The following is an 18,154-nucleotide window of genomic DNA, read 5'->3' as shown; positions in this document are numbered from 1 at the left end:
TTACATTTGAATGGGCAAAAAGGAGGAACCATCATCATGCAATTCGACCACGCTGCCCGTCATTCCGACCTGTCGGCATCTTCACGCAAAGGCTCGACGCTCGCCTTGTACGCGCTGACGCTCGGAGCTTTTGCCATCGGCATGACGGAGTTTATCATCATGGGCTTGCTCCCGGAAGTGGCGGCCGACCTGCACGTCTCGATTCCGCTTGCCGGGTTGCTGATTACAGGGTATGCTCTGGGAGTTGCCGCAGGCGCTCCCGTCATCACAATCGCGACGCACAAAATGCCGCGCAAAGCACTCTTGCTGTTTTTAATGATTTTGTTTATCGTCGGCAACGCCCTGGCCGCACTGGCCCCCAACTACACCGTTTTGATGCTGGCGCGCATTCTCGCCGCCCTCACGCACGGCTCGTTCTTCGGCGTCGGCTCTGTCATCGCCGCCGAGCTGGTTCCGAAAGAAAAGCGCGCAGGTGCGATCGCCATCATGTTTACCGGGTTAACTTTGGCGAACATTTTGGGCGTCCCAATCGGAACGTTTTTGGGGCAAGCTTATGGCTGGCGTTCGACTTTTTGGGCGATCACGGTCATCGGCGCGATTGCGTTCGTCGGGATCGTCCTGCTCGTGCCCAAGGTCGCAAGCGCCGCGTCCAGTCTGCGCCAGGAATTGGGCGTGCTGAAACGTCCGGCGGTGCACGTCGCGCTGTTGATGACTGTATTCGGCTTCGGGGGCGTCTTCACCGCATTTACGTACATTGCGCCGATTCTCGTGGACATCACCGGCTTTTCTCCCGGCTCGGTTTCTTATATTCTGGTCTTGTTTGGTGTAGGTATCACGATCGGAAACATTTACGGAGGAAAGCTGGCAGACCGCAAGCTGTTTCCTTCCTTGCTCGGCATCCTCGCTCTGCTGACAGTGGTTCTCGCCCTGTTCAGCCTGACAGCTTTGAGCAAGCCGCTCACGCTGGTAACGGTATTCGTCCTGGGGATTGCCGCATTCGGCACCGTCCCCGGCCTGCAGCTCCACATGCTGAACACGGCTAAGGAAGCCCCTACGCTGGCCTCCACGCTGAACATCGCCGCATTCAACCTGGGCAATGCGCTGGGGGCGTATATCGGCGGCGTGGTCATCGAGCTGGGATTTGCCGGCGGACTTCCTGCCGTTCCTTGGGTCGCTTCGCTTACGACCTTGATCGGGATTTTGTTTACGCTCTGGGGAGCGAGACAGCAAAAGCAGGCAGCGCGCTCCTGACGGGACAAACGCCTCGAACGGACGCAGCCGTTTAACACGAACATGCCGCACGAAAGGAAAGGAGGGCTACCAAACATCATGGTAGATTTTGAATGGTATCGCAGCTTTGTCAGCATCTACAAGCACGGCTCCGTGTCCGAAGCTGCCCGGACACGGATGATGACCCAGCCTGCCATGAGCCAACATCTGGCGTCGCTGGAGGCCGAGGTGGGCGAGCCTTTGTTCACGCGGGCACCGCGCAAAATGATTCCTACAGAGCGGGGCAAAACCCTCTACACCCAAGTGGTCCCGCTCATTGAAGCGCTGGAAGAAACCACGCAAACGTTAAAAACGAGCACCGCCTCCTCCCTGCCGATCATCCGGATCGGGGCGAACCACGAGTTTTTTCGGGAAAAGCTGGCCCCGCACATCGGCAGCTACCAGCTTCGCGTCGTCGCCTATTTGGGAGTCGCATCCAGACTGCTCGACTTGCTGCTGGAGGAAAAGGCAGACATCATCGTCATGCCGCAAAAGCTTTCTGTGCCTGGCGTGGAGTACATCCCCTACATGCAGGAGGAATTTGTGCTGGTCGCGTCACCCGATTACAGCGAGCCTGCCTTTGCGGAGCGTGACGCTTTTGAAGCGTGGCTGTGCTCCCAGCCGTGGATCAGCTACGACCTCGACTTGCCGATCATCCGCCGCTTTTGGCGGGAGCATTTTCAAAAACGTCCGCAGACGCAGCCGACGCATGTCGTCCCCGATCTGCACAGCGTTTTGGCCGCCATTGAGCACGGCGCAGGCATCAGCCTGTTGCCCACGTTCATGCTGAATCACCACTTGTCGAGCGGAAAGGTAAAAGTCTTGTACCCGTCCTGCACCGTTACGAACGACTTGTATTTGGCCTACCAGATGAAAAACCGGAGCCTACCCCACCTGAAAGCGTTGATCGAAACGCTGAAAAGGACGGTTTGATTACACCCGTTGGCCGAAGCAAGCAAGAAAAAGGCTGTCATCCTTGGAATGGATCACAGCCTTTTTCTGATGGAATCTACTATTGGGTGACGGGCTTCCAAGCCTTTCTGCCACTTTTCCGTGAGCTGAAACTTGCTGCACAGATTACGCGCACAGACGGCGAATCGCTCAGCGGCGCGCTCGCTCCAGCTTCCCGCTCGCTGCGGTGAGCAGCGCAGCGCCAACCACCATCACTCCCCCGATCCACGGTGTATGAATCAAGCCCATTGTATCCACGACGATTCCGCCGACGAAAGCACCGATGGCAATGCCGAGATTAAACGCGGCAATATTGATCGCAGACGCTACATCGACGGCACCCGGAACGTATTTTTCGGCAAGCTGTACGACATAGACTTGCAGTCCCGGCACGTTCATGAAGGCCAGCAGCCCCATCAGAATGATCGTTATCGTGCCCGCGACTTTGAATGGAGCCGTAAACGTGAGAATGACGAGAATAACAGCCTGAATCACAAACATCCAAAAGAGCGCCCGGAGCGGATTTTTGTCGGCAGCTCTCCCCCCGATCGTGTTCCCGATGGCGATTGCCAGGCCGTACACGAGCAGGATCAGACTGACGATGCCTGCAGGATAGCCCGTGATCTGTTCCAGAATCGGGCCGAGAAACGTGAAGGCGACAAACGTGCCGCCGTAACCAAGCGCTGTAATGGCAAAGGCCAGCAGCAGTCGGCCGTTTGTGATAATTTTCACTTGGTCCTTCAACGAGGCAGGTTTGCCCTTTTTCAAAGTGCCCGGAACGAGCACAGCCGTCGCCACGAGAGCAATCAGGCCAAGGATGGCTACGCCCCAAAAAGTCGCTCTCCACCCGAACATTTGCCCGATAAACGTTCCCAAAGGCACTCCGGTCACAGTTGCGACCGTCAATCCGGTAAACATCGTGGCAATCGCGCTCGCCCGCTTGTTTTCCGGCACCAGATCAGCCGCAATCGTCGAGCCGATGGAAAAGAAAACCCCGTGCGAAAACGCGGTGATAAAGCGGGCCACCAGCAACAGCGCAAAGTTGCCGGACATTGCCGCCACACTGTTTCCGACAATGAACACAATCATCAGCAAAAGAAGCAATGTCTTGCGCGGGATTCTGCTCGTCAGTGCCGTAATGATCGGCGCTCCCACAGCCACCCCCAGCGCATAGCCGGAAATCAACAGCCCGGCGAGCGTAATGGTCACATGCAAATCTTGCGCGACAGTAGATAACAGACCGACAATGACAAATTCCGTCGTGCCAATGCCAAATGCACTGATTGCGAGCGCAAGCAAAGCAAGCGTGGAGTTTTTCGCGCCTTTTTCTTGCTGCTGCACTCTATCTATAGCTGTACTCATGCGTAAAAAATATCCTCCTTCAGTTTTACTTGCCAGCCATACGGTAGGGCCCTTCCGCATCATGATTGGCGAATGTGGTATTGCTGATTGCCATTATCGAGCATGTGAGCTTGCAGCGGAAGTACGTACTTTTTAGTAGCATAGGCACCAAAAAGTGCCTGTCGTCTTTGCTGCCTTCGCAAAAGCCGCAGACCTGGCGTATGGCGGCCTAGCCAAAAGGAGGGGAGTCCCGTATCTGGTCTGTCTGTGCAACTTGTGAAGAAAACAAAAAAGCTGGCCCTTCCGCTCTCTTCGGCTGACCAGCTTTTCAATCTATTTTATCGTGCGGGTGAGAAAGCGCCGATTATAGGCTGTTTCCAACCACCCATTCACTGCCGAACCAACAGGAAAAATCCGTCTTCATCCGGCTCTGGCGCTTCCTTTTCAAACCCGACCGCCTCGAAGCACCGCAGGCACGCGACATTGTCCTCTTCAATCCCCGCGATCCATCTTTTGACACCGGACAGTTCCTCATGCTCCAGCACTTCCCGCAGCAACGTCTTTCCGTATCCGCGATGGCGCAGGGAAGGGTTGACGATCAAGCCGATGCTTCCCTCCATTCCTTCCTCGATCTCGACCATCGCTACTCCGACAGGCTGTTCTCCCATAAAGGCAATCCAGACGAAATACGAGTCGTTCTCCTTCACAAACCCGTACCATTCCTCAAGCGGCTCCATCCCTTCCATTCGCTTCTGCACTTCCGCATCCTGAAACCACGTCTTCAGGATGGCAAGGTGCTCCTCCTGCAAACGTTCCATCCGATCCATCATCTTCATCGAAATCCTCCTTGTCATTCGTTTGTTGTGACGCTGCCTTCCGTGGCTGCATGCTGAATCAATTCCCGGGTATACAGCGAGATGAGCTGTTTGTAATTGGAAGAAAAGTCAATTTGCTGATAAAGGTCTGCTTTCTCCTGAAACCGGGTTTTGTCCTCGGCGGGAAAATAAATGGAAATCCCCTTGCCTATGGGGTGCTCAGGCGTTTTGATGTTGCTCACCACGGCCTGCTCGACGGCGCGGGCAATTTTCTTCGCGCCTTCCTCGTTGCCGATGGCTTGTCCCATATACGCAGTGAAATCGGCAAGATCGACCATGTCTGCCTCGTCCGCATAGTTTTCGGCCCGGTTCCGCGCATCGGCGAGCTTGGAAAACGTCTGCGGCTGCGGCAGGAGCTCCACCAGCTGTTTGCTGAACAGGTCCACCTCTTTTACCACTTCCTCCACTTTGGAGAGGCGGATTACCGATTGCTGCAAATCTTCTTCCTCCTCGTTTTCCAGCGAATGGTTGTGGTAGCTCAAGGCGATTGCATTTGCCAAATCGACAGGACTGATGTCGGGACGCTGGTGCAAGGTTTGGAAGACCGTCTGGTAATCCCATCCGTTTTTGTTGGTATAATCGACCGCCGCCACCATGTACTCCCCGTACTGTCTGAGGGCATAGGCGATTTCCAGTCCGGCCATTTTGCAGGCATCAAAACCGATGAGATCAAACTTCACGCCGGTTTTTTGATAAGCGTCATGCAAAGCGGATTGTATGACAGGCAGCTTCATTTTTTTATTGCCGTATGCCTCATCACCGCCGTACCCATCGACTGCCCCGAGTCCATGTCCCCAAAAGACCAGGACGTAGTTTTTCGCAGGAAAGGCTTCCACTCCCCACTGGATAAAATCTTGCAGCGTATCCTTGCTGTCCATATTGCGGCGGCCTACGTCCTGAATCAGTTCCAGTCTGTTTTTCTGCACGAGCCAGCGTTGGTTGCGATCCGCCGCAATCGTGTCCAGCCACCATTTCCTGGCTCCCCCTGTCTCCAGCACAATGCGCACATCGGAGGAAGAGCCTACCTGCATCATTTCCTTGAGATCGTCAGAAGCCAGGTGAAAATCGCTTTCCAGATCGGAGCCCGGCATGTAAATCAGGATCGTATAGGCAGCCTTGTCCGGGCGCTCCGGGGCAGCGCATCCCACCAGCAAAAGTGCCGCCAAAACGGTCATCATCAACGCTTTACACATACTTCGAAGCCTGCATCTGGTATAGTTCCGCATAAATACCTCCCTGCTTCAGTAATGTGTGATGATCTCCGACCTCCTTCACCCTGCCCTTGTGCAGCAGCACGACCTGGTCGGCCAATTTTGCTGTGCTCAACCGATGGGAGACGACAATTACGGTCTTGTTTTTCGCCATCGCCTTCAAGCGGCTGAATATCTCGTGCTCGATATAGGGATCAAGGGCAGAAGTAGGCTCGTCAAAAATCAAAATTTCTGCCGAGCTGTTGCGCATGCAGGCTCTGGCCATGGCAATGCGCTGCCACTCGCCGCCCGACAGATTGACTCCGCCAAACAGCCGGCCGATCTCCGTTTCGTATCGGTCGCGCAACCGGGAAGCCACTTCATCAGCCCCGCCCAATGCTGCCGCCTTCTCGATCTCGCTCTGCTCGTGAAGTGCCGGGAGGTTCCCTACCCCGATATTCGATTTCATGCTCATCTCATAGCGGACAAAATCCTGGAACACCGCCGTGGAATGAGCGCGAAACGCGCTGATGTCATAGTCGCCAAGCGCCCTGCCATTAAACCGGATCGTTCCGCTGGCAGGCTCATAGAAACGAAGCAGCAGCTTGACCAGCGTGCTTTTTCCGCTGCCGTTTTCCCCAACCAGCACCGTAACCTTCCCTTCCGGCAGGACGAGATGGTCGATTTGCAGCACATCCCGCCCATCCTGGTAGGAAAATTTTACATTTTCCAGCACATATCCTGTCTGATACCCGCTTGGAAACGGCGCAGTACCTGACGGAGCCGACCCGTTCGCCCCGAGAAATTGCGCGATCCTGCTCACATTGACCATTTCCCGCGCTCCGATGGCAAACACGCCGAACAGCTCCGTAACGCCCTCCCGCAACTGAAACAGCGCTCCGATAAAGACCAGCAGCTCTCCCACCGGAAGGACGCCAGCCATCGCCTTTTGCACGATCAGGATCAGGACGACGCCGTTCGCAACAGCTTCCAGCACGCCCCACCCAAGATTGTGCGAAATCCACTTTTTCTGGTCGCGCGACAGTTGGTGAATCAATTGCCGCGCCATCTCCTTGTACTTGGCGGTAAAGTACGGTGTGAGACGGTACAGCTTGATTTCGTTCGCCAGCTCGTGCTGCAAAGGCAGGCCCATAAAATACTCGGCTCGCCGCCGCAGCTCCTGAACCTCTTCCCTTCCTTCGAACGTAGCGTTATTCAGCTTGGCCTCCACAAAAAGCCGCGGCAACGCCAGCAGCAAAAAAAGGAGCGGTACATACGCAATGACGTTCCAGAGCAAAATCGAGCTGGCGACAATTTGAACGATTCCGCCAAACGTGCTTGCCGTCATTTCCAGCCATAGCGTAATAAAATACTCGTTGTACCTGACTACCTTCACCTTTGTATGAAAACCCGTCTCGTCAAACGGCGCAATGTCTTCAAAGCTGTTCGCCTTGTCCATGAGCTGTTCATCGATATGCTTCTGAATTTGCGCCGTCAACAGCTTCTTGTTCATTTCCACATACGGGTTCAGGACATCGACGAGAATCGTCAGCAAAACAAACAGAATGGCCATCCAAAAGACCGGCCCAAACGACAAAAACACCTGATGGTCTTGCAGCAGCCCCTCTATCACCTTGGCACTGATCCACACAAGCACAGGGCCCAGGATGGAATCGATCATCTTTATGAAAAAGACAAAGGTCGTTCTCGCGGGACTGGCCGCATAGATCAGCCGCAGCCCCCACCAGGCGTATCTAACCGTTTGCCACTTTTCCTTCATCTTCCTCAAAAGATTCGGCTTGCAATCGGTACATGTTTGCATATTCCCCACCTAATTCCATCAACTGAGAATGTGTTCCTTCCTCGACAATCCGGCCGTTTTTCAGAACGAGAATCCGGTTGGCCATCTTCACGGTACTGAACCGATGCGAGATCAGCAGCACGGTCTTGCCTTTCATCAGCTCGCGGAAGCTGTTGTACAGCTCGTATTCCGCACGTATATCAAGGGACGCAGTCGGTTCATCCATAATGATGAAATCGGCATCCCGATAAAGGGCGCGGGCAATCGCCAGCTTCTGCCACTGGCCACCTGACAAGTCTACTCCGCCCCACTCTGGCCCAAGCATCGTTTCATAGGCGTGCGGGAGCCCGCTTGCCACCTCATCGAAGCCGGCCAAAGCAGCCGTCTTTCGCAGCTTGTCTTGTTCGCCCATCTCCCAGCTGGCAAGGGCGATATTTTCCTCAACCGTTACGCCATATCTCCCCAGATCCTGGAAAACAGCCGCGATTCGCTTTCGCACATCCTCAATGACCAGCTTCCCGATTTCTTGTCCATCAATCAAAATCTGGCCACTTGTCTGCTCGTAAAAACGGCAGAGCAGCTTCACCAACGTCGTTTTTCCCGACCCGTTTGCACCGACAATCGCCACGCATTCTCCGGGTGAAATCGAAAAAGAGACGCCTTGCAGCACATATTCTCTACCCGCGGCCTCTTCCGTTTCCGGCGGTTCGCTGTCCGCTTCCTCGGCCTCTTCAAAGTAAGTCATGTCGGCCAAGTCCGAATCGTCGTCGCCGTCGTACTCTTCCGGCTCAGCCTCGCTCTCTTCCACTTCCTCTTCATCATCGGCGTCGTCTGCATACTCATAGCGGAAATAAACGTCGCGAAACTCAATCGCCATCGGAGAGCCAGCCACGCTTTTTTGCGGCTGCGCCGCCTGCTTGATGTCCGGCTCCGCTTCGATAAACAGCCGGAAGTCATCGGCCATTCGCCACAGTTCCCATGTATCTGCCCCGTCATTCGCAACTTCCCTCGCCTCTTTGGAGAGCTGGAAGACGGCAAGCAAATAGAGGGCAATGTCACCCGGCGTAATCGCCTGGGCATCAATCTGGTAAATAATCCACAGATACCCCAACCCCGCTACTGCTCCGGAAAAAAAGCCCGTCAGTGCCGAATCGCGGGCAAATCGGTTTTGCAAACGTTCAAACCGCGCGTACAGCTTGCCAAACGTCACCAGATACATCTCGCGGAAGAAGTTGCCCAGTCCAAACAGCCGCACCTCCTTGGCAGCCCGCCGCCCCAGAAGCAAATCCCGCGCATAGTTCATCCTCCGCCGCTCTTCCGCGGCATCCTTCTCGTACTCCCAATCCAGTTCCGCGTAGCGATTCTGCTTGATCGCATAAGGAATGGTGCTTGCCACCAGGAGGATCGCCAAAAGCGGCGACAGGTTTGCGATCAGACCGATGATGCTCAATAAGGAAATGAGACCGGTAAAAAAGCTGGTGCTGATCGTCATGATTTGCGCGGGCAGCCAGCCAGTGGCTTCCCGAAGCGCCTCCAGGCGATTGCGATACTTTTTCTGGTCAAAAAACTTCATGCCCGGAACGTTTTCCCACGCCTGTAACAGCAGCAGGTTGATCGACAGCATGGATCGCTCCGACAGTATTTTCACTACCCACTTTTTCAGGGAGGAGAGAATGACGAAGGCAACCATGCTGCCCGCATACATCCAGGCCCAGTGGAGGCTTTGCTGACCGGAAGCCCCCCCGTCGACTGCGGACAAGCCGTCGATGATTTGCTTGGACGCATACAGTTGAAAGGCAGGCAGGATGCCCTCGAAAAACATGAACAAAAACAGCGCAAGAATCAAAAAGGGTCCCGATTTCCATATCATGTTGCCGATCAGTTTTACCGTTTTAACCTGATCTTTGGCCTGCTGCCCTTTCTCTTGAAGTATGCTCCGGTAATCCGCCCACTTTTGCATCATTCATCGTGTTCCCCTTTTTATCTGGCCAGATGTTGCGGCCGCCGCGATTCCCCGATCAGTTCCACGTCTGCCAACCAGCGAGGATTGCATGGCTTGGCTCGCTCCAGCACATGGTGTCTCCCCCTGCTCATCTCCTGCAGCCAGATTTCCATGTCGATCACCGCACGCAAAAATTGGTACGACATGCCCAAATCATTATTGACATCCGTTGATCGGATCAGCGTCCCGACCAGATGATCCCAAAATTTCTCCTTGTCGATCACGCCAAGTGTATGTAACTGCACCTCTCCTGACCGGTCAAACAACTGCAGCAGGTTCCGCTTTTCGTTCTGCAGGCTTTTTCGCGCCATGTGCGCGTAGCTTGTCTTCGTCACCCGGTCGTACAGGTAAGGCGGCAGAATATCGGTAAATGCTTTGCGAATCAACATTTTCGTCCCGTAGTAGTTTTCGACTTTCCCGCGCTTGAGATCGTAATGCTGCTCGGTCGGCACCGAAAAAGACAGCTCCATGATCCTCCTGTCGTAGAAAGGATGCATATTTTGCATCGACACGCCGACAGCGTCCAGATAGCTCGCCCGCGGCCATGTGTAATCGTAATGGTACCGTCTTCCCCAATACTTCAACGGCTGGCTTTTCGCGTACCGCTGATAGTCCTCCTGCTTCGACCGGGACTCTCTGTTCAGATGGGTTTGCGTGAAGTAGTCCGGCATCTCGCACACCGTATCTGCCCAAGCCAGCTTGTAATACAGGTAGTTGTTCAACCCGGGGAGAAAAGGAGCGATCCCGTAGGCAAAGCCCAGCTTCACCGCCCGGCTGAGGCTCTTGTCCGCCCATTCCCACAAGGCCTGGCCAAAAGCTTTGAATTTCTTCTGGCGAAGGAGTGAATCCAGCACATAGTGTTCGCCGGAAAACAAAAAGTCCCCGCCCTCTCCCGTCAGCCCCAGATCGGTCTGGAACTCATTGGCAAGCGCATTGTACATCTCGTTTACCAGCACATTGGCGCGCGGATCAGGGCCATCCAGGTACCACAGCGGGTCCCTGCCCAGCTCGGCATTCGCAATCCGCAGCGTATTGTCTCCGAGAATGATGATCCCCGGCAGCTGCAAATCCTGAAACAGCTTCCGGACGACATCCCTGTCGTGGCTCTGAATCATGTCGTCGCCAGCAAACGAGATGTTGACGCCGAGAATCCGTTCGCGATTTCCGCCCGCCAAGGCTGCTGCCAGCACGCCTGCGGAGTCAAGCCCGCCGCTTACCTCCAGAATCGTCTTCTCGTGGTACAACCGCTCGTTCACAACCTCGATCAACCGCTCCCGAAACAAAGGAACGGCATCTGTTTGCAGCATCGGCAACTGCGCCAGGTCCTCGATTCCCCAATAGGAACGGTGCGCAAGCCGGTTGTCTTTCCAGACGGAGAGGGTGGCGTCAGGAACTTTTTTGATCTCCTGAAAAAACGTGTTTTCGTCAAAGCTGTTTTCGCCTACGGCATATTGCGAGCTGAGATACATCGCGCAGCGCTCGTAATCAATGGCAAACGGAACAGCCTCCGCATGCAGCAAGGCTCGCAGATCATTGGACACGTACAATTCGTTGGAAGGTCCCTTCCAGTAGTAAATCGGCCTGGTTCCATATCCGTCACTTCCGATATACAGCGTCTGACTGCTCTCTTCCCAGACAGCGACCGTAAAATCTCCGTGGCTTGCGCGCAGCATTTCTTGCGGACGGTTGCTCAACAAGCTGTGCAACTCGGCCCGTTGCGGACCGGACAGCTTGTCCGCCCGCTGAAACCCGCTGTTCGGATGGGTCAGCCAGCCGTCCATGACAAAGGGAGAACGCAATCTCTCTTTTCTCGGCGGCTCTTTGCTGTTCGTTTGATAGCGATAGCAAAATTCGGCCATTTTTATCGCGCCGCCCTCGTATGTAGCGACGGCAGTCACGGTATCCTGCAACCAGACAGACAGGCTTCGCGTCCAATTGTTCCAGGCGTGGTCGCTTCCGCCATGCAAGGCTATCCACATCTTCATCCCAATGACACGGCCCACCTTTCCGCTTGTTCTTTCAGTCTGAGAATTTTCGTCACTTGCAAGTCGCCATACTTGTTTTGCGGGTCAATCATCTCGCCGTCAGGCATTCTCACCCACGCATGGGCAAACAGCTTCTCGTCCAGTTTCTTGACGCCGATCAGCAAATCAGCTTCCACCCCTGTGCAAAACAACAGCACCTGCATCGTCACCGCCACCGATACACACGTCGCCACCAACTGGTCATCCTCATCCAACTGAATCAGATGCTCCCCCAGCTTTTGCAACTGCTTCCGGTCGATTGGCGACACTTTTCGCCTTGCCGCGCTTTCGTAGAGCGGAAACATCTGCACGGCAAGCTGCCGATACGCTTCGATAAACTCGTCCTTCAGCAACAGGTTGCGGATCATCGCATGGATAATCAGCGCATAGGCGTTACTGTCCTGGGTTGCGCCAAACCTTCTAAACATCATGGCCCGACACCACAATCAACTTTTTGCTGATGAGCTCCTGAATCGATTGATCCAACATGCTCGTCAATTCTTCTTCCGATTGCTGATAGAGTTGCGTCCATTTGGCTAAAATTTGGGCGGAATCTACCGGGCCGTCCGCCAATTCCTTCCACAACTCCATGGTCGCACCTTCCAGGCCGTAATACGCGCCATGCTTCATATCCAACAGGACGATCTCGTCTCCCATCTCGGTCGTATAAATTTCTTCTCTTTGGCTCACGATCATCGTTCATCCCACCTATCATCAGGAAATGAGAGAGTGGGAACGCCACTCTCTCATGCCTAGGCTATTAGCCTTTTTTCACGCCACGGCCATGTTTGCCGTCGCCTGGTTTGCTTTTTTTGGCAAGCGTTACATTCATGAACGTGCCATACTCTTTTACAACCCCAGCTTTCAGTTGCATATCTCTCACCCTCTCCCTCTATTATTGATAGGCATGCCTTACATTTACTAGATTACCTATAACTGGAATATTTTGTTATCCATTATTTTAAATCAGGTTGTTTTGTCCAATCACTTGCTTGCAGGCTGAGAAAATGGCGAAAACCCCCTATGTCAAATATGGGGAGTTTCCCCCGTTTCCCCCGACAGGATTTCATCCAGCAGCAGGCCCTTTTTCTTGGCGATCTGAGCAGCCTCCTTCCGGTTTTTGACCTGCATCTTTCGGTTGATGCTCGTGATGTGATTGTCAATCGTCTTCTCTTCGATATTCAGAATCGTCCGGATTTCCGAGGTTGTTTTGCCCAGGTAGACGTATGTGAGGATTCGGCGCTCCTGCGGGGTCAAGAGCTTGCGAAAATGCTCCTCTTTCAACCGATGAAACGCCTTGCGAATGGCCTTGGCCGACGAGGCATGGATTCCCGCTTCGTTGGCATAGGCTTCCCGAATGGCCTGCGGTATCGTGTTGTAATCGGTCGATTTGACAATGTAGTTTACCGCCCCGTACAAGTAGGCATCCCAAATCACCTTCTCGTCCTCCAGGGAAGACAGCATGATGATTTTGACGTCTTTTTTTATGTCCAAAAGCTCATTGATCGCTTGCACGCCATCCCGCTCCTGCTGAAACATGACATCGAGCAGGATGACATCCACTTCCAGGTGCTTGACGAGCTCCAGGCCCGTCTCCAAAGAGGGAATTGCAGCTACCAGAATCAGATCGCTTGTTTTTTGAAAAATCCATTTGATCCCTTCAATCCAGTCTGGATCGTCTTCAATCAGCATTACGCGGATGCTCACTCCACTTCACCTCTCCTGTCGGTAAAAAAGTGCAAGGAGACGGTTGTTCCCATCCCTTCGACACTTTCGATTCGCAAAGCTCCCCCATGCTTGGACATAACCCGTTCGCAGTAATACAAACCTAGCCCGAAATTGGCTTCCTTTCGTTTGGTCGTAAAGTACATTTGCGTAAGATGCGGCAAATGCTCCTTGGCGACCCCATATCCGGTGTCTCTGATCGCGACGGTCACTTTGCCGTCCTCTTCTCTCACCTCCAGATCCAGTCTCCCTCCCGTCCCCGCCATCGCTTCGCAAGCGTTTTGCAGCACATTTTGCAGCACTTCCTCCATGTGAATCGCATCGTACTCAACCCACACCGGATGATCGTACGCTTTGCGGACCACGATGGACTCCAGCTTCTTTTCCAGCGACAACAGGACGTAATCAATCGTTTCGCAAATGTTTCCCTTCTGCTTCTTAAGCTCAATATCGGACGTCAGGTGGTTGACCCGCTGCATCATCGCGAACAAATGGTTGTTCTTCCTGATGATGACACTGGCGTCCTGGATAATGGCAGCGAGCTGCTTCTGCTCTGCGTACTCTTTGATCTTTTCCGAAAAGAGCGTGATGACGCCCAAATCGTTTTTCACCGCGTGGCGCAAAGAGGAAGTGCCTGCCTGGACCGCTTCCTTCAACAGAGTCAATTCCCTGGTCGCTTTTACAATCGTAAGCTGCGCCTCGATCCGGACGAACAATTCCTCTCGGGTCACCGGCTTGGTGAGATAATCATTGGCTCCCGAGCGGAAGCCTTCGATCACATCATTCACCCCGCTTTTGGCCGTCAGCAGGATGATCGGCAGTTCGACGGCCGAGAATGTTTCCCTGATCGCGCGGCATATGGCAAAACCGTTGCGATCCGGGAGCATTACGTCCAGCAAGACCACATGAAACGGGAGGCTTTCTACTTTTTCCAGCGCGTCTTTTCCGTTTTGGACAACTGTCACCTTCCAGCCTTTCAGCGAAAAGTGGTTGCAAATGACCTGAACGTTGACCGGATCATCCTCCACCAGCAAAATATGGACGCTTTTTTCGTAAATGTTCTCGCTCACCTGGTTCTCTTGCTGTTCGGAACCGCTTTCAACCACAGCCGCTGCCAGTTCCTCGACCCCGTTGGAGAAATCTGCTTCCATGGCGGCGCTGGGCAGCGTAAAGGAAAAAAGGGAGCCTGTTCCTGGCTGCGACTCTGCCGTAATCGTACCGCCATGCAGTTCGACCAAATATTTGGTGATGTACAAGCCAAGGCCGGTTCCTGCGATTCCCTCCTGCTCCGGCGAAGCGGCCTGCTCATACGGTTGAAAAATCGCATCGATCCGATCCGGCGGCACTCCTTTTCCCGTATCCTTTACGGAAATTTTGACCTCCTGCCCCGTACGTCGCGCGGAAATCTCGACGTATCCTTTTGCCGTAAACTTGATTGCATTGCCCACGAGGTTGTACAAAATTTGCTCGATCCTGGCCTCATCCCCTGTGACCCACAGCGGCTCGCGAATCCGGTTGCGGATCTCCACTTTTTTGTCTACGAGCGACTGGCATACAGCGACCACTTCCTCCACCAGGCGGGAAACGTCCACCGCCTTTGCATGCAGCTCAATTTTCCGGTTTTTCACTTTGGAGTAATCCAGCAAATCGTTGATCCGGTTGCTTAAACGCTTGGCCACCGCCAGAATCATCAGCAGGTTTTTTCTCGTCGTCCCCGAAACCGGGCCCCCGATTCCGTCCAAAATGGATTCACTGATCCCGATAATCCCGTTCAACGGAGTGCGCAGCTCATGGGACGTCCGCGCCAAAAATTCATCTTTCAGTTGATTGATACACAGCAACGCCTCATTTCTTTTTTGCAATTCATCTGACTTCTTTTTCAATTGGTTAAAATAAAAGACAGACACCATTTCGTTAAAGGCAGATGCCAGCTGGCCGATTTCATCGTGGCGCTCGTAGTCCAGTCTTGTGCGCAAATCTCCATCCTTTACCCGGTGGATTTTTTGAATGAGCTGTTGCAAAGGCGCAAGCAAATACCGGGTCATGAGATAGACCAACAGCAATCCGGCTATGGTGGAAATGATCGTGATGATGATGATTTTCCGTCTGTGTTCTGTCATAAGCTGATGAATCTCGGTGCCGTCGACATCGACTCCCAGGACCCCGATAAAATGATTCTGCGAATCAAACAGGGGGGCAAAGGTAGAGACAGCCGCCCCCCACTTGTCGCTGTAGGTTAAGTCGCTCACCTTGATCGTTTTTTCCGCAAAAGCTTCCACCAGGTCCTGATAGTGATTCGTCTCAATCTCTGTCGGCAAGGACAATCCCTTGCCCCGATAATCCAATGGAAATCCGTCGATGACATACATGTACTGCCCTGGGCGATATTCGACCATCGTAAACAAGTATTTGATCCCGTGCTGATTTTTCAGTTGCCAGAGCTGCTGCCGCAGTTCTTTATATTCGGGCATCGCTAAAACCGTGGATTTGTCTAGCTTCCTGGCCTTTGCCTCCATCGTCTTTTCCGCCACTTTCTTGAATTTTTTCACATCAAGATTATGGACGATGGACAAAGCCATGTGCCTCGTTTGCATCCCGAAGGAATCCTGCACCAGCTTGCAGGAAGAGGTGTACAGGAAGTAGAACAAAAGAGAGTTGGACAAAAGCATGACTGAAGAGAACAGCAACAGCATCTTGACTTGGAATCTCATAAAATGGTCACTCTCCCTTATTCTTCCTAGACTATGATATATCAATTTACGGCATATCACTAGCGTTGTATGTCTCGCATGGTCTTCCAATCCCTCGTTGACATCGTTTTCACGAGATAATAGAATACACTTGTTGACAAGTTAACGATGATGGAGACGCGGAGACTCATACTTTGTGGCACTTTCGTTTTTGAAAGCGCCATCGAAGTATGGGTTTTTTTTGCGTATGTCGCCATCTTTGTCAGACATTACTTATTGGGGAGGAATACGATGCTCAGCTTGTTCAGGCCTGCACCGCCCATTGACAGATTGCCTGCTGAACAAATTGATTCGGAGTATAAAAAGCTCAGGCTTCAAGTGTTTCTCGGCATCTTCATTGGTTATGCAGCGTACTATCTCATCCGCAAAAACTTCTCGCTCGCCATGCCGTATTTGACCGCTGAAGGATTTACAAAGGCAGAGCTTGGTTTTGCGTTATCCGCCATTTCGATTTCCTACGGGATCAGCAAGTTTGTCATGGCTGTTTTTTCAGACCGCAGCAACCCGCGAATGTTCCTGCCAGCCGGTTTGATTCTTTCTGCCCTTATCAGTTTGCTGATGGGCGTTGTCCCTTTCTTCACTTCGTCCGTCACGATCATGTTTGTGATGCTGTTTTTGAACGGCTGGTTCCAGGGAATGGGCTGGCCGCCATCCGGGCGCGTCCTCGTCCACTGGTTTAGCGTAAGTGAAAGAGGAAGCAAAACAGCGCTCTGGAATGTAGCCCATAACGTCGGCGGAGGCTTGATGGCCCCTCTCGCTGTTGCAGGTGCAGCGATCTTTGCCGGACTTTCCGGGAATTCCGCTTCCGGCTATGAAGGCGTCTTTATCCTGCCTGCTGTCGTTGCGATTGTCCTGGCATTCCTTACGTATTTCCTGATTCGCGATACTCCGCAGTCAGTCGGCCTGCCGCCGATTGAAGAATATCGCAATGACTACCCAACCAAGACGAAGAAAACATTTGAAACGGAATTGTCCACAAAAGAAATTCTTTTCAAATACGTGCTGAACAACAAATGGGTCTGGGCCATCGCGATTGCCAACATCTTCGTCTACTTCGTCCGTTACGGCGTTCTGGACTGGGCGCCGACCTATTTGAGCGAGGAAAAGGGCTTTGACATGAACAAGTCGAGCGTCGCCTACTTCCTGTACGAATGGGCAGGTATCCCGGGAACGCTCCTGTGCGGCTGGCTGTCCGACAAATTGTTCAAGGGCCGGCGTGGACCCGCAGGGTTTGTCTTTATGCTCGGCGTATTGATCGCAGTTCTGGTCTACTGGTTCAACCCGGCGGGCAATTCCGTCGTCGATATGATTTGCCTGATCGCAATCGGCTTCCTGATTTACGGTCCCGTCATGCTGATCGGTTTGCAAGCTCTTGATTTTGTGCCGAAAAAAGCTGCCGGAACCGCTGCAGGGCTGACTGGCCTGTTTGGTTATCTGGGCGGTACCGTCACAGCGAATGCACTGATGGGGGTTATCGTTGACGCCGCCGGCTGGGATGCAGGGTTTATGCTGCTGACAGCATCATGCGTAGCGGCTGCTCTTGTTTTTGCCCTGACGTGGAATGTGCGGGGGCAGGAAGTTGTGAAGAATCATTAAAAAAGAAGGGGCTGTCCGGAAAGTCAGTTGTCATTGACTTTCTGGGCAGCCTTCTTTTTGAAAATACTTGTCTTTAAAAGGTGTCTCTTGTGAGCGATGGTTGAATTCCTTGACTTTCTTGAAAACAATCTTCCATTGTTTCCCCTTTTTCTCGATTGGTAATGTCACTTGCTGAGTACCTACTACTCTTGTAGTGAACAACATCTACCTCGACTTTTTTATCGTTTTTTACATCCACTGAAACAATTTGAAAGCCCTCCAGTTTTTCGTCAGAATGCTCATTTTCCCTGTAGGCCTGAATTTGTTCTTCTTCCGTTGCAAACCTGGGATCATCTACGAGAGCTGCAGCCTTTTCGTATTCCTCGTTAGCCAATAAGTCCACGAAGTTTTGCACGACTCTCTCTGCTTCTTTTTGGGGATCTGCTTCGGCGCTGGAGATGTTAGAGAGAGTCAAGCAACCTGTGAGGAGGGTAAATGCAAGGGTGGAGAGATATACTAGCTTTTTATTCATTGTAAATTACTCCCTGGAATGTTTTTTGTTGATTCATCACCATAACCCGTGCTAGACATTGAAAAAACGTAGATGTTCCTCTATCGTGAAAGTTGTCCTGACCATCACAAGATAGGAGG

Annotated in this window: 15 protein-coding genes; 3 read left to right on the top strand and 12 right to left on the bottom strand. The window is 52.9% G+C overall.

From position 1 onward, the window contains the following. Positions 1 to 36 precede the first annotated feature (36 nt). On the top strand, positions 37 to 1,251 hold the full coding sequence (locus EDM57_RS10345) for an MFS transporter (RefSeq protein WP_025848669.1): 1,215 nt from the start codon (positions 37 to 39) through the stop codon (positions 1,249 to 1,251). A gap of 78 nt (positions 1,252 to 1,329) precedes the next feature. After that, positions 1,330 to 2,202 (top strand): LysR family transcriptional regulator, encoded by an 873-nt coding sequence (locus tag EDM57_RS10340; protein ID WP_005832054.1) that lies wholly within the window; start codon positions 1,330 to 1,332, stop codon positions 2,200 to 2,202. A 168-nt stretch (positions 2,203 to 2,370) separates the two neighbouring features. On the opposite strand, the gene EDM57_RS10335 is transcribed toward EDM57_RS10340, so the two are convergent. The 11 genes from EDM57_RS10335 to EDM57_RS10290 all read right to left on the bottom strand — a co-directional run bounded on the left by EDM57_RS10335 (position 2,371) and on the right by EDM57_RS10290 (position 15,889). After that, positions 2,371 to 3,582, bottom strand: a complete 1,212-nt coding sequence (locus EDM57_RS10335; protein ID WP_122904688.1) for an MFS transporter — start codon at positions 3,580 to 3,582, stop codon at positions 2,371 to 2,373. Between the two features lie 368 nt (positions 3,583 to 3,950). Continuing rightward, on the bottom strand, positions 3,951 to 4,397 hold the full coding sequence (locus tag EDM57_RS10330; RefSeq protein WP_246005786.1) for a GNAT family N-acetyltransferase: 447 nt from the start codon (positions 4,395 to 4,397) through the stop codon (positions 3,951 to 3,953). 14 nt (positions 4,398 to 4,411) lie between these two features. Then, the gene (locus EDM57_RS10325; RefSeq protein WP_170163424.1) at positions 4,412 to 5,629 is read right to left on the bottom strand and encodes a clostripain-related cysteine peptidase; all 1,218 of its coding nucleotides are present in this window, start codon (positions 5,627 to 5,629) and stop codon (positions 4,412 to 4,414) included. After that, the gene (locus EDM57_RS10320; RefSeq protein WP_122904686.1) at positions 5,622 to 7,406 is read right to left on the bottom strand and encodes an ABC transporter ATP-binding protein; all 1,785 of its coding nucleotides are present in this window, start codon (positions 7,404 to 7,406) and stop codon (positions 5,622 to 5,624) included. The genes EDM57_RS10325 and EDM57_RS10320 overlap by 8 nt, the downstream gene beginning before the upstream one ends. Beyond that, the gene (locus EDM57_RS10315; RefSeq protein ID WP_246005785.1) at positions 7,381 to 9,390 is read right to left on the bottom strand and encodes an ABC transporter ATP-binding protein; all 2,010 of its coding nucleotides are present in this window, start codon (positions 9,388 to 9,390) and stop codon (positions 7,381 to 7,383) included. Before EDM57_RS10315 ends, EDM57_RS10320 begins: the two co-directional genes overlap by 26 nt. Positions 9,391 to 9,407: 17 nt before the next feature. Next, positions 9,408 to 11,414, bottom strand: coding sequence for an asparagine synthase-related protein (locus EDM57_RS10310; RefSeq protein WP_122904685.1), 2,007 nt, complete (start codon positions 11,412 to 11,414; stop codon positions 9,408 to 9,410). Next, a complete protein-coding gene (locus tag EDM57_RS10305) occupies positions 11,411 to 11,884 on the bottom strand; it encodes a lasso peptide biosynthesis B2 protein (RefSeq protein WP_122904684.1) in 474 nt (157 codons plus the stop codon). Before EDM57_RS10305 ends, EDM57_RS10310 begins: the two co-directional genes overlap by 4 nt. After that, on the bottom strand, positions 11,874 to 12,149 hold the full coding sequence (locus tag EDM57_RS10300) for a PqqD family protein (RefSeq protein WP_122904683.1): 276 nt from the start codon (positions 12,147 to 12,149) through the stop codon (positions 11,874 to 11,876). Before EDM57_RS10300 ends, EDM57_RS10305 begins: the two co-directional genes overlap by 11 nt. Before the next feature lie 64 nt (positions 12,150 to 12,213). After that, positions 12,214 to 12,327, bottom strand: a complete 114-nt coding sequence (locus EDM57_RS24045) for a lariocidin family lasso peptide (RefSeq protein ID WP_425455799.1) — start codon at positions 12,325 to 12,327, stop codon at positions 12,214 to 12,216. Positions 12,328 to 12,479: 152 nt separating this feature from the next. After that, positions 12,480 to 13,160, bottom strand: a complete 681-nt coding sequence (locus tag EDM57_RS10295; protein ID WP_122904682.1) for a response regulator — start codon at positions 13,158 to 13,160, stop codon at positions 12,480 to 12,482. Continuing rightward, complete coding sequence (locus EDM57_RS10290; protein WP_122904681.1) at positions 13,157 to 15,889, bottom strand: ATP-binding protein; 2,733 nt, start codon at positions 15,887 to 15,889, stop codon at positions 13,157 to 13,159. Before EDM57_RS10290 ends, EDM57_RS10295 begins: the two co-directional genes overlap by 4 nt. 270 nt (positions 15,890 to 16,159) lie before the next feature. Between EDM57_RS10290 and glpT the strand changes: the two genes are divergently transcribed. Next, positions 16,160 to 17,524, top strand: coding sequence for a glycerol-3-phosphate transporter (gene glpT / locus EDM57_RS10285; RefSeq protein ID WP_122904680.1), 1,365 nt, complete (start codon positions 16,160 to 16,162; stop codon positions 17,522 to 17,524). Between the two features lie 73 nt (positions 17,525 to 17,597). Here the strand turns inward: glpT and EDM57_RS10280 are convergent, their stop codons facing one another. Then, complete coding sequence (locus tag EDM57_RS10280) at positions 17,598 to 18,035, bottom strand: hypothetical protein (protein ID WP_122904679.1); 438 nt, start codon at positions 18,033 to 18,035, stop codon at positions 17,598 to 17,600. Between the last annotated feature and the right edge of the window lie 119 nt (positions 18,036 to 18,154).

Source organism: Brevibacillus gelatini, from assembly GCF_003710935.1.
GTDB classification, from domain to species: Bacteria; Bacillota; Bacilli; order Brevibacillales; family Brevibacillaceae; genus Brevibacillus; species Brevibacillus gelatini.
This window is presented reverse-complemented; position numbering and strand designations above follow the sequence as displayed.